Source organism: Candidatus Williamhamiltonella endosymbiont of Tuberolachnus salignus, assembly GCF_964019775.1.
Lineage (GTDB): Bacteria > Pseudomonadota > Gammaproteobacteria > Enterobacterales > Enterobacteriaceae > Hamiltonella > Hamiltonella defendens.
The window spans coordinates 1,623,079-1,636,293 of record NZ_OZ026471.1; the positions used below are offsets into that span (position 1 = coordinate 1,623,079).

Genomic DNA, 13,215 nt, shown 5'->3' on the forward strand with positions numbered 1-13,215 from the left:
TACAAATAAATATCAAAAACCGCTTATTATTTTTTATTTTTGCCAAAATAAGGACCATCCTCAGGCCGCCCTGACAATGTAGTTGAAAGCCCATTAAGGGGTCGATGTTCGTGGGTGTAGTGGTCAAGTAAAACAGGCCAGTATCTTGTGTTTTTTCCAGTACAACCGCTCCGGTTCATTTGGCGTTCATCCCCCGTTGTATTGATGAGGCCGCGTTTGACTGTAGTAGCCAATGAGATCATCAACAAGATCCCGCCTGGCTTCTTGTTGAGTTGGATACCCTGCTTTGGGTACCCATTCTGTTTTGAGGCTTCTGAACAGGCGTTCCATAGGAGAGTTGTCCCAACAATGACCTTTACGGCTGAGACTTTGGGTCAAAGGCTCGTGTCATGGCAACCTTGAGCTGAATGAACCCTGACGCCGTTGGGGCGTCCTCTTGATTCATAAGCCATCCACAATGCCTTGCAGGTGAATTCACTGTCTGGGGAAGAAGAGAGGGCCCATCCTGTCGGTTGACGTGCAAACAGGTCTATCAGTACGGCTAGACAGGTCCAACGATTCCCTGCCCAGAGATAGGTCACATCTGATGAGGGGCAGCCACAGAAAACTGACGCGCTCACACGTCAGGAATAGCCTGATGTTCCTGTCTCGCCTTTTTATATTGATGAGTCGGTGGCTGATGGCTGACCCGTTCCAACTGACGCATGACTCTCGTTGCCCGATAGCGACTTGGCGGAATACCCCGTTCTGATACCATGGCAGACATCGTTCTTGCTCCTGACGTACCTGAGCTTGTCACTGCATGGCTCTTCTTAAGTTTCTCTACTCACGGGAAGTGTTCAGGAACTCTGACATTAAGAGAGATGAAGCCTTTTTGAGGATATCTTTCTCCCGTTCAACCTTGCGGAGTTTGGCTTCCCGCTCTTGAATCCGTTGTTGGTCTGCTGTCATTGTTTTACCCTGGGAAATAGTTTGTCCTCTTTTTTCGCTCATTGACCGCCTCACCCCATCACGGAGGGCGATGATACTCACGCCCATGGCTTTTGCTCCTTCTATCCCACTATATCCTTGTTTTGTCACTCATTAAGCCCCTTCTAGCTTAAATTCAGGGCTGTAGGGGAGTTTGTGTTTCTTATCCATTTTTACACCTGTATTGATAACTTAAGTCTATCACCTAGTTTTTATCAGGTGGCCAAATTAACTATGCCACTAAACTCTGGGGCGTATGTCGTGACGATAACAGACGCCCGGTTCCGTGTGCAGCCCAGCGGGGCCAAATCGATGGAACTGTCGATTGAAATGTTGGAATGGTATGACAAGAATTATAATTCTAAGCCCCTTTTTTCAAAAGATAAGCCTGGGCTAACGCTTGAAACCAGTCTATCGACAGGTAAATATCCTTGTGCCAGAGAAACTGGTGACGAAATAATGAATGACTATCTTCGAACGATTTAACGTTGATAACAGCGAATTTGATTTTCTTGCATACTGGCCTTATGAAAAAGGATTTCTGCCTAACTTCTTAAGGCCTAAATCCCAAAAGCTCCCTGACGTTGAACTGAAGCCCTTAACCATTCATATGCTCGTTGAATCAGCGAAAGCCGGACGGTGGCTTTTCAGCTCCATGCAAGCGCTGCTATCTCGTCCAGAAAAAGCTTAGCGCGGTTAGGTTCCGTCTTTCGGAGCCTAAATCATCGGTCGGGGAATCTGCTAGCTGGCTACTCTTCAAGCTTAGAGACCATCTGCCCCTAGAAAACTGATTAAATAAACAGGGGGCACAAAAGGGGGCATTCTTGGTTATTTATCATTTTATTTTAATATAAAACAGAGGGTTGCAGTATTGTTCGAGTCCGGCCTTCGGCACCATAAGCAAATTAACAAAATTAATAAAATTAACAGTAGTTATTATTGTCGGTCTAACAACGTAAAGCATCTTGGTTTGTGTCCAAAATAGCTTGATCCAGAATACTTCTCATTCTTCCAACTCTTCTCTCGTTATATCTTTTTTATAGCACCTGATTTTTTAAAATAAATAAAAATTACTCTATTATGCATTTATCAAAGCATATTTTATGAAACAGCCGTGCTGCATTATTTAATGATGATTGCTCAATTGTTGGCCTAAGTGTTAAAATGCTTCCCATTTTTATCTGAGCTGATGATTTTTAGGTGTTATATCGACCATCAGGCGAAGAAAAGTAAAAACTAAAAGCGTAGAGTAAACATGGCTTGAGGGCTGTTACGGGATGAAATCTGCAAATGAGTGAACCACTTTAGAGATCCTGTTTAGAGAATAGGGGATGCCATCAAACTTCTTGAAAAACCTAAAGATAAATGTCGTTTAACTCAAAAAATAAGTATAAGGAATAATCAGCATGTCAGATCCTTTATCAAACAATGACGTGGATCCCATCGAAACACAAGACTGGCGAAAGTCGATTGAATCGGTGATCCGTGAAGAAGGTGCTGAGCGTGCTCAGTATCTGATAGATCAAGTTTTAAGTGCCGCTCAAAAAATGGGAGCCCCTCTTTCTCAAATATCTCTCCAAAAAAATTATATCAATTCTATCTCAACAGAAGAAGAACCCCCTTATCCAGGGGATTTAAAACTAGAACGCCGTATTAGAGCGGCGATTCGTTGGAATGCCATCATGATGGTTCTAAAAGCGTCGAAAAAAGATTTAGATTTGGGCGGGCATATTGCGTCCTTTCAATCTTTTGCGACCTTTTATGAAGTCTGCTTTCATCATTTTTTTCGTGCCCCTAATCAACACGACGGTGGCGATTTGGTTTTCTTTCAAGGCCATATCTCCCCGGGTATTTACGCTCGGGCTTTTTTAGAAGGTCGTTTAACCGAAGAGCAACTCGATCATTTTCGCCAAGAAGTCGAAGGAAAAGGTCTTTCTTCTTATCCTCACCCTAAATTAATGCCGGAATTTTGGCAATTCCCGACCGTTTCTATGGGCTTAGGGCCTCTTAATGCCATCTATCAAGCCAAATTTTTAAAATATCTTGAACACAGAGTCTTAAAAGACACCTCTAAGCAACGGGTATACGCCTTTCTAGGAGACGGAGAAATGGATGAACCCGAATCCAAAGGCGCTATTACCATCGCCGCTCGAGAAAAGCTTGATAATTTGGTGTTTATTATTAATTGCAACTTACAGCGTCTTGATGGCCCCGTAACCGGCAATGGGAAAATTATTGATGAGCTCGAAGGCATTTTTAGTGGCGCAGGTTGGCAGGTCATCAAGGTAATTTGGGGAGGGCGCTGGGATGATCTACTGAGTAGAGATACCAGTGGTAAGCTATTCCAATTGATGAATGAAACTGTAGATGGCGATTACCAAACCTTTAAATCTAAAAATGGCGCTTATGTACGCGAACACTTTTTTGGGCGATATCCTGAAACGGCAGCTTTAGTCAAAGATATGAGCGATGATGAGATATGGGCGCTCAACAGAGGGGGCCATGATCCTGTTAAAATTTTTGCGGCCTTAAAAAAAGCACAGGAGACCAAGGGAAAACCAACCCTGATTCTGGCTCATACTATTAAAGGCTATGGGATGGGTGAGGCGGGTGAAGGAAAAAATATTGCTCATCAACTTAAAAAGATCAATATGGAAGGGATACGCTATTTGAGGGATCGTTTTAACATCGCTGTCAAAGACGAAGACATTGAAAAATTGCCTTACGTCACCTTTGAAAAGGAGTCTGAAGAAGAGAAATATCTGCATCATCAACGTCAATCTTTAGGCGGATATTTACCCTCTCGTTTGAAAAATTTCACGCAAAAACTAGAGCTCCCCTCACTGCAAGATTTCAGCGCTCTGTTTCAAGAGCAAACAAAACACATCTCTACGACCATCGCTTTTGTGCGCGTATTGAATGTGATGTTAAAAAATAAATCTATTAAAGATCGAATTGTGCCTATCATCGCCGATGAAGCACGTACCTTTGGAATGGAAGGGTTGTTTCGCCAAATTGGCATTTACAACCCCGGCGGTCAGCAATATGTCCCGCAGGATCGTGAACAAGTCGCTTATTATAAAGAGGATGCCAAAGGGCAAATTTTACAGGAAGGGATTAATGAGCTGGGCGCCGCTTCTTCCTGGTTAGCCGCGGCCACGTCTTATAGCACGAACGATCTCCCGATGATTCCTTTTTATATCTATTATTCTATATTTGGGTTTCAACGGATTGGCGATCTGTGCTGGGCAGCAGGTGATCAACAGGCACGTGGATTTTTGATAGGCGGCACTTCGGGCCGTACCACGCTCAATGGGGAAGGTTTACAGCATGAAGACGGTCATAGTCACATTCAATCGTTAACCATTCCAAATTGTGTTTCTTACGATCCTGCTTATGCGTATGAAGTGGCTGTCATTATGCATCAGGGCCTTGAAAGGATGTATGGCGAAGCGCAAGAAAATGTTTACTATTATTTGACCACCTTAAATGAAAATTATCACATGCCCGCGATGCCAAAGGGAGCAGAAGAAGGCATAGGCAAAGGCATTTATTTGTTAGAAAGTCTGCCTGGTAAAAAATCCAGGCTTCAGTTAATGGGATCAGGGGCTATTTTGCGTCACGTTCGCGAGGCGGCTCAAATTTTATCTCAACAGTATGACATTGCCTCTGATGTCTACAGTGTGACTTCATTTACTGAATTGGCACGTGATGGTCAAGATTGTGAGAGATGGAACATGTTGCACCCAGCCGAAACACCGAAGGTGCCTTATGTTGCCCAAATTTTGCATCAAGCCCCGGTGATTGCCTCCACGGATTACATGAAATTATTTGCTGAACAAATTCGGCCTTTCATTCCCACTCGTCATTTTCGTGTTTTAGGAACAGACGGTTACGGGCGTTCCGATAGCCGTGAAAATTTACGACATCACTTTGAGGTCAATGCGGCTTATGTGGTCATTGCTGCATTGACAGAGCTCACCAAAATAGGGGTTTTTAATCCTGAAGAAGTTCAAGAAGCGATGATAAAGTTTAATATCGATCCGAATAAACCAAATCCCCGTTTAGCATAAAATCATTTTCAAAAGGTAACTCATCAATGGTGATTGAAATTAAAATGCCTGATATCGGTACAGACACCCCAGAAGTCATCGAAATCATGGTAAAGGTCGGCGATGTCGTGGTGCCAGAGCAAACGCTGCTTTGTGTTGAAGGAGATAAAGCGTCAATGGACATTCCCTCTCCACAAGAAGGCACGATAAAGGAAATCAAAGTTTCCGTCGGAGATAAAGTCGAAACCGGCAAATTGATCATGCTTTTTGAATCCAGCACAGAGGCTGTCCCAGAAAAAAAAGGGAAGACACCAGCCCCAGCCCCTGCCATACCTGCTCAAGAAAACACAAAGACAGTGTCTTTACCGGATGTGGGATCTGATGAATTAGAAGTCACAGAGATTTTAGTCAAAGTGGGGGACTCGGTAACAGAAGAACAATCTTTGATCACCGTAGAAGGGGATAAAGCTTCCATGGAAGTGCCAGCCCCTTTTTCAGGCACAGTGAAAGAAATTCAAATAAAAACAGGGGATAAAGTCAAAACCGGTTCGATGATCATGATCATGAATACAATAGAGAAAATCACACCGGCGCCCGATCAAAAAACGGCAGATGCACTGCCTGAGCAAAAACCAGAAATCACCCCTTCCAAGCCCAGCGCACCTTCGAACACGACAACAAGCATAGAAAAAACAACTCCTTCCTTCACAGAGGAAGCTTATACACATGCGACGCCAGTGATTCGCCGTTTGGCGCGTGAATTGGGTGTTAATCTTGAAAAAGTCGCAGGGACCGGCCGCAAAAGGCGCATCTTGAAAGAAGATGTCCAATCTTATGTGAAAAATGCAGTACAGACTGCAGAATCCGCATCTTCTGGCCAAGGAAACCTAACGCCCCTTTTGCCTTGGCCAAAGATCGACTTTAATCAATTTGGTGAGACCGAAGAAATAGCATTAACACGAATTCAAAAAATCTCTGGGGATAATCTCAGCCGTAACTGGGTCATGATCCCTCATGTCACCCAATTTGATGAAACAGACATCACGGACCTTGAAGATTTTCGCAAAAAACAAAACATCGAAGCGGAAAAAAGGAAGCTCGACGTTAAAATCACGCCTGTCGTCTTTATGATGAAAGCTGTAGCGCAGGCCTTAAAAACCTTCCCCCGCTTTAACAGTTCCCTGTCGTTGGATGGGAAAAAACTGATTTTAAAAAAATACATCAACATTGGGGTGGCGGTCGATACACCGAATGGCCTGGTCGTGCCTGTTTTTCGTGACGTGAACAAAAAAGGCGTGATTGAGCTATCCAAAGAACTGATGTTGATTTCTCAAAAGGCACGCTCAGGTAAATTAACCGCTTCGGATATGCAGGGGGGCTGCTTTACCATTTCCAGTTTAGGCGGGATTGGGGGAACGGCATTCACGCCGATTGTGAATGCCCCTGAAGTGGCCATTCTTGGCGTGTCAAAATCTGCCATCAAACCCATTTGGAACGGGAAAGAATTTCTTCCTCGTTTAATGCTGCCTTTATCTCTGTCTTTCGATCATAGGGTGATTGACGGCGCGGCAGGCGCTCGTTTCGTGAGTCATATCAGCGTTATCATGGCTGATATTCGTCGTCTGATTATGTAACACTAATGAGGTTTTAATGAAGAATACTCAAGTCAAAACTCAAGTCGTCGTGATTGGGGCAGGCCCTGCAGGATATTCCGCGGCATTTCGCTGTGCAGATTTAGGGTTAGAAACACTATTGGTTGAACGTTACGCCACCTTAGGGGGAGTGTGCTTAAACGTGGGTTGCATTCCTTCTAAAGCATTACTCCATGTTGCTAAAGTGATCTCAGACACAAAAACACTAGAAGAACATGGGGTGAGTTTTGGCGCACCCAAAATTGATTTAAAGAAAATGGTGGGATGGAAAAACAACGTAATTCAAAAGCTTACCGGTGGATTATCGGGCATGGCGAAAATGCGTCAGGTCAAGGTGATAACAGGCGAAGCTCAATTTAGCGGATCTCACACTCTGTTGGTCAAAACCCAGAATGTAGAACAAACTGAAATCCGCTTTGATAATGCGATTATTGCGGCGGGTTCGAGCTCAATAGAACTTCCTTTCATTCCGCACGAAGATCCTCGCATTTGGAATTCGACTGATGCATTGAAACTAGAAACCATTCCAAAACGTTTATTAGTGATGGGCGGAGGGATTATCGGTTTAGAAATGGCGACCGTTTACCAAGCACTGGGGTCAGAGATCGACGTCGTTGAAATGTCAGATCAACTGATCCCTGCGGCTGATAAAGACGTCATCAAAATTTTCACCAAAAAGATCGAGAAAAAATTCAATATCATGCTTCAAACCAAGGTCACTCAAGTCAAAGCTCAAAAGGACGGCATTTTTGTGACGATGGAAGGCAAAGCCCCTGAAGAGCACCGTTATGATGCGGTTTTAGTGGCTATTGGGCGGAAACCCAATGGAAAATCGCTCAACGCTGAAAAAGCAGGTGTGATGGTGGATGAACGTGGTTTTATCTGTGTGGATAAACAATTACGCACCAATATTCCCCATATTTTTGCTGTGGGCGATATTGTAGGCCAACCGATGTTGGCCCATAAAGGCGTACACGAAGGCCATGTGGCCGCGGAAGTCATTTCGGGGTTAAAACACTATTTTGATCCCAAAGTCATTCCTTCTATTGCTTATACTGAACCTGAAGTCGCTTGGGTCGGATTAACAGAAAAAGAAGCCAAACAAAAAGGCATTGAGTATGAAATCGCCATTTTCCCTTGGGCCGCTTCAGGTCGAGCCATTGCTTCTGATTGTTCAGAAGGCATGACTAAGTTGATTTTTAATAAAAAGACGGGTCGTATTATGGGCGGTGCGATTGTCGGCAGCAATGGCGGAGAATTACTGGGAGAAATCGGGCTGGCCATCGAAATGGGATGTGATGCGGAAGATATGGCGTTAACCATCCATGCTCACCCAACCTTATATGAATCTGTGGGATTAGCAGCTGAAATTTATGAAGGCAGCATCACCGATTTGCCTAATTCGAAAGCAAAAAAAAGTAAAGCACAATGAAACTCAGGGTAAGTAAAACTTAAGCTATAGCACTGTTAATCAAGTAATTTTAGTTAATTATATGCCTTAATTAGATACCAAAGCGTTTTTCATCTATTCCAGATTATTAGATAACCCTGCATTTGATATGATATTTTGATTTTAGAAGGAAGAAATTAACGGCCCGAGGGATGGATACATTTGTTCAGATAACGTATAACTTTTTTAATTGAATATACTCCCAAACTGAAGAGGGCAAAAGAGATTGACAAGATTCCCCAGACTGGCAACGACGTCGGATTTCACTTGAAGAAATAGGCCATAATGGAGTTTTCGCCAAATAAAAAAAGCCATAGGGTTGTTGATGTAACTTTTTTGTGACCTGATTTTGTTGTATTTGACGGGCTTTTAGTCTGGGTTTCTGTTGAAGAAAATGCGTTATGTTTCCTTCACAGGCGCGGGCGCAAACCAAAATATGAAAAAGCTCAAAAAAAGATTCCCAATCATGCCAGCTCGGTAAGGATAAAAAAGAATCTTCTCCCATGATAAAAGCCAAAGGTGTGCTATCACCATATGCCTGACGTATTTGATTGGCTGTATCCAAAGTATAAGAAGGGCTGTTTTTTCGCAACTCACGATCATCAAGGCTAAATAAGGGCTGATGTTGTATGGCTAGTGCTAACATGTCCCAGCGTTGCTGTACGGTCGCGATAGGCTGTGATCGATGAGGGGGAATATGATTCGGCAATAAATAAACTTTTTTTAAACCAGTTTGTCTGGCTAATTCAGAGACAGCGTTTAAGTGGCCTAAATGAATAGGATCAAAAGTACCGCCAAACCAAGCACAGAGAGGCGGACTTCCATGTTGATCTTTGGATTTAAGGCTCATCAAAAAAACATTCAGTAAAACTCTGAGGATAGAGGCTAAGCACAGGCTGCCCACATAACAACAAAGAAAGGGTCTCTAGTTCGGACCATATCGAAAGTGCATAATCCTGCTTTAAAGATATCTCTATTTGACAAAACAAATGCACCCCTTGTTTTAATACGTTCAGTGAAAGACGTTGCAGCGCCTGAGTAAAATAAGTACGACGGCTTTGCCAAACTTGATGCTGCTGAAACAAGGTTATTAGGGGCACTTCTGCCATGGCACGTTTTAAAGTCACCAATAACAACAGATCGGGCTGTAATATTCTCAGTAAAATAACAGGCTCATGTTCTTCTTGTTGCAATTTTTTTAAAATCAGTAAGGCGCGTTCCGTCTTTCCCTCCAGCAGGGCATTTGACCACTGGTATGGCGTAAAATGTGCAAAATTATTTAACAGAGGCTCAATTTTCGGCAAGCTGAGTTGCTCGTTGGGATAGACTAACGAAAGAAGGGTTAACAGCTGTGAAAGCGCCAGAATATTCCCTTCATAACATTCACAAAGCCGCTCAATACAAGGTAAATCTATATCAAAACATAAACTTTTACTTCGCGTTTTGATCCAGGCCGGCAGCCTTTGGTGATTGGGTTTTTCACAATTGATTTTGCACGTATAAGGCGCTAACGCCTTATACCAAGGGCTGTTTTCTTGTGCCTTGGTCAGCTTATGAAACCTCATCATCAGTAAAATATTTTGATGTAACAACTGAACTAATTGCCCCAATCTGTCTTTCATTGAAGCAGGTAACAGTTTGTGTGGAAAAATCACCAAAAGCGTTTGCCGAGAAGAAAAAAGGCTCAATTCCTGAAAAATACGAAAGATATTCTCCCATTCTGTATCCCCTTCTATCGTCACGGTAAAATGCTCTGTAAAATTCCTCCGAAGGGCCGCTTCACGAATATGATCCTGGCTTTCCTGTAGCAGCAAGGGCTCATCACCATAGAGCAAATAACAGGCACTCAAATTCATTTTTAAGTGTTCCTGTAATTGCTCAGCATCAATCAACTTCATTTCACTGTCACTTTAGGTTTAATATCTGTCAGAGGTTTTTTTGAATTTTTTAAAAGATCTTCATGAACTTTAGTGAATTGTCGAATTAATTTTTTTGCCGCTTGTTTCATCATTTCTTTAGTCAGAATTTCATTCTCGGCTTCTTTAGGTAACGTCATTAAAGGGTTATCTAGAAAAGAGCGAAATACCGTCACTTGTATCGGATAAATACCGCTACCTGGTATCAGTATTTCAGCTGATACGGTCAGTGAGAGCTGATTTTCAGCCTTAACCCCATCTTGAAAAACAGACACCGGATTTGTTCTTTGTGATGAGCCTGCGATCCTTAAAGTAGGGAGATCAGTGCGTTGGCTATCATCCAAAATGATCACCCGATTCAGGCGTAATTCTTGACGAATAAATTGGGTCAAAGGGCCATAGGGATCACTGCTGTTCAGGATGATGGTTTTGAATTCTTTGGGTACCTCAGTGATTTCTCTCAAATGAAAACCACAGCCCATGGTGGTGAGTATCATCAATCCTATCGTCCCTGCAAAAAGAAGAGATACCAAAGAGTGTTTCTTTTTAATTTTATTTTTATTCATTGTTGACCACTAAATTTAAGAGTTTATTGGGAACGTAAATGACATGACACGGGGTGATGCCCTTGAGATGTTTTATGACAGTAGGCTCTTGCAATGCAGATTCATAAACCTCTTGCTGCGTTGAATTCATAGGAACTGTAATTTTAGCGCGCATTTTTCCATTTATCTGAATCACGACTAACGTTTCATCTTCTATCAAGGCGTTTTGATCGACCACAGGCCATAAGCTGTCGTCAATATTGAGCGGATGTGTCTCATCAGGAGATTGATGAAGATGTTGCCATAGAATAAACGAAATGTGCGGTGTAAAGGGGTACAGCATTTTTATCACCGAAATGCAGGCTTCTTGTATCAGAGCGCGATCTTGCTCTGTATTTGTGGGCGCTCGATAAAGTTGATTCATCAGCTCCATAATGGCCGCAATGGCCGTGTTAAATGTCTGACGACGTCCAATATCATCGGTTACCTTTGCAATGGTTTTATGCAAATTTCGTCTCAAATTTTTTTGGGTTGAATTTAAGTTCTCTTTTTTAAGAGGCTGAGTAGGGCCTTGAATAACATGATCAAAAACGAATCGCCAAAGACGTTTTAGAAAACGATAAGCCCCTTCCAAGCCCGATTCTTGCCATTCCAAAGTCATTTCAGGGGCAGACGCAAACATCATAAATAAACGGACAGTGTCAGCACCGTATTTCTCCACGATGGCTTGAGGATCAATACCGTTATTTTTAGATTTAGACATTTTACTCATGCCGGCATGAATGAGATCACGGCCCTGTGCATCAAACGCGTTCAAAAATTGGCCTTTGTTGTCGCGTTCTACAGTCACCTCCGTAGGAGAAACCCAAACACGTTCGCCATTCTGGGCGTTGTAATAAAAAGCGTCAGCTAAAACCATGCCTTGGCACAACAAACGTTTTGCAGGTTCTTTCGAATCCACCAACCCTTGGTCACGCATTAATTTATGGAAAAATCGAAAATAAAGCAGATGCATGATCGCATGTTCAATTCCACCCACATACTGATCGACCGGCAGCCAATAATTCGCGGCGGCTTTCTCGATCATGCCTTGATCGTATTTTGGACAAGCATAGCGCGCGTAATACCAGGAAGATTCGATAAAGGTATCAAAGGTATCTGTTTCACGTATCCCAAGCTGGCCAGCGACACTCGTTTTCGCCCAGTCTTGATCCGCTTTGAGTGGATTAATCATGTCTTTTATGAACGTTTTCTCTGGCAGAATGACTGGCAACTGATCTTCGGGTGTTCCGATAATACGCCCGTCTTCGAGTGTGATCATGGGAATGGGCGCGCCCCAGTAACGCTGTCGAGACACTCCCCAGTCACGCAAACGATAATTGACTTTTCTCTGACCTGTTCCTAAATCCACTAATTTATCGATAATCCGATCACAACTCTCCTGGTATGAAAGACCGTTAAATTCACCTGAATGACATAACCGGCCTTTTTCTATTAAAGGTTTTTTTTGTACGTCCGGTTCTGTGCCATCTTCTAACAAAATGACCGCTTTTATCGGCAAATGATATTGAGTGGCAAATTCCCAATCCCGCTGATCGTGCCCTGGAACTCCCATGACTGCGCCAGTTCCGTATTCCATCAATACAAAATTGGCCACCCAAATAGGGATTTTTTTTCCCGTTAATGGATGCAGGGCAAAAAAACCAGTATCAATGCCTTTTTTTTCTATGGTCGCTGTCTCTGCTTCTGCCATCTTAATGTGACGGCATTCCTCAATAAACGTGGCTAAAGCTGGAACATTTTTGGCGATCTCAGCAGAGAAAAAATGATCTGGTGCTATGGCGATGAAAGCCACTCCCATCAAAGTATCTGGACGCGTGCTATAAACAGTCAAATCTGTTTTCTCATCATGATCGAGTGGGAATCGAATCTCTACACCTTCTGAACGCCCAATCCAATGGCGTTGCATCGTTTTGACCTGCTCAGGCCAGTGCTCTAATTCATCCAAATCATCTAATAGTTGATCTGCATAGGCGGTGATTTTAATAAACCATTGAGGTATCGATTTACGCTCTACTTTACTGTCACAACGCCAGCATCTCCCATCTATCACTTGCTCATTCGCTAACACAGTGAAATCTTGTGGACACCAATTGACATCAGAGGTTTTTTTGTACACCAACCCTTTTTCGTAAAGTTGAGTGAAAAACCATTGTTCCCAACGATAATATTCGGGCTTGCAACTCGTGAGTTCGCGGCTCCAATCGTACGCAAAACCCAGAGATTGCAACTGTTTTTTCATATATTGAATATTGGCTTTCGTCCAATCAATAGGCGAAGTTTTATTTTTTATAGCGGCGCCCTCCGCGGGTAAACCAAAAGCGTCCCAACCCATGGGCTGCAGCACATTTTTCCCCAGCATTCTTTGGTAACGCGCAATCACATCTGTAATGGTATAGTTTCGTACATGCCCCATGTGTAACCGGCCAGAAGGATAAGGCCACATCGCGAGACAATAATACTTTTCTTTTTTGGGATCTTCTTTAACGGTAAAAGTCTGTGTTTGTTCCCAATGCCGCTGAACATGAGATTCAATATCTTGATGACGATAAATATCTTGCATAATCAATC

General features: G+C 43.0%; 10 protein-coding genes and 1 pseudogene. 5 read left to right on the top strand and 6 right to left on the bottom strand.

Translation table 11 applies throughout. The features are described 5' to 3' along the window. Positions 1–123: 123 nt before the first annotated feature. Positions 124–793: pseudogene (locus tag AACL23_RS08145) on the bottom strand (DDE-type integrase/transposase/recombinase); the annotation flags it as partial. 29 nt (positions 794–822) lie between these two features. Beyond that, entirely contained in the window at positions 823–1,080 is a 258-nt protein-coding gene (locus AACL23_RS10310) for a transposase (protein ID WP_422389634.1), read from the bottom strand. Between the two features lie 123 nt (positions 1,081–1,203). Between AACL23_RS10310 and AACL23_RS08150 the strand changes: the two genes are divergently transcribed. The 5 genes from AACL23_RS08150 (at position 1,204) to lpdA (ending at position 8,105) form a co-directional block, all read left to right on the top strand. Continuing rightward, on the top strand, positions 1,204–1,455 hold the full coding sequence (locus AACL23_RS08150) for a hypothetical protein (protein ID WP_339051122.1): 252 nt from the start codon (positions 1,204–1,206) through the stop codon (positions 1,453–1,455). Beyond that, positions 1,433–1,660, top strand: a complete 228-nt coding sequence (locus AACL23_RS08155) for a DUF1493 family protein (protein ID WP_320410210.1) — start codon at positions 1,433–1,435, stop codon at positions 1,658–1,660. Before AACL23_RS08150 ends, AACL23_RS08155 begins: the two co-directional genes overlap by 23 nt. Positions 1,661–2,375: 715 nt before the next feature. Continuing rightward, positions 2,376–5,042: a pyruvate dehydrogenase (acetyl-transferring), homodimeric type gene (gene aceE / locus AACL23_RS08160; protein ID WP_339051125.1), complete on the top strand. Its 2,667-nt coding sequence runs from the start codon at positions 2,376–2,378 to the stop codon at positions 5,040–5,042. A gap of 26 nt (positions 5,043–5,068) precedes the next feature. Continuing rightward, a complete protein-coding gene (gene aceF / locus AACL23_RS08165) occupies positions 5,069–6,655 on the top strand; it encodes a pyruvate dehydrogenase complex dihydrolipoyllysine-residue acetyltransferase (protein ID WP_339051127.1) in 1,587 nt (528 codons plus the stop codon). Positions 6,656–6,671: 16 nt separating this feature from the next. Continuing rightward, entirely contained in the window at positions 6,672–8,105 is a 1,434-nt protein-coding gene (gene lpdA / locus AACL23_RS08170) for a dihydrolipoyl dehydrogenase (RefSeq protein WP_100096609.1), read from the top strand. A gap of 184 nt (positions 8,106–8,289) precedes the next feature. On the opposite strand, the gene nadD is transcribed toward lpdA, so the two are convergent. The 4 genes from nadD to leuS are packed head-to-tail and all read right to left on the bottom strand — an operon-like array spanning position 8,290 to position 13,207. After that, positions 8,290–8,973 (bottom strand): nicotinate-nucleotide adenylyltransferase, encoded by a 684-nt coding sequence (gene nadD, locus AACL23_RS08175; RefSeq protein ID WP_339051130.1) that lies wholly within the window; start codon positions 8,971–8,973, stop codon positions 8,290–8,292. Beyond that, positions 8,963–10,021, bottom strand: a complete 1,059-nt coding sequence (gene holA / locus AACL23_RS08180; protein ID WP_100096611.1) for a DNA polymerase III subunit delta — start codon at positions 10,019–10,021, stop codon at positions 8,963–8,965. Before holA ends, nadD begins: the two co-directional genes overlap by 11 nt. Beyond that, positions 10,018–10,605 carry an LPS assembly lipoprotein LptE gene (gene lptE / locus AACL23_RS08185; protein WP_100096612.1) on the bottom strand — a complete coding sequence of 196 codons (588 nt, stop codon included), beginning with the start codon at positions 10,603–10,605 and terminating at the stop codon, positions 10,018–10,020. Before lptE ends, holA begins: the two co-directional genes overlap by 4 nt. Further along, positions 10,598–13,207, bottom strand: coding sequence for a leucine--tRNA ligase (gene leuS, locus AACL23_RS08190; protein ID WP_100096613.1), 2,610 nt, complete (start codon positions 13,205–13,207; stop codon positions 10,598–10,600). The genes lptE and leuS overlap by 8 nt, the downstream gene beginning before the upstream one ends. Positions 13,208–13,215 lie beyond the last annotated feature (8 nt).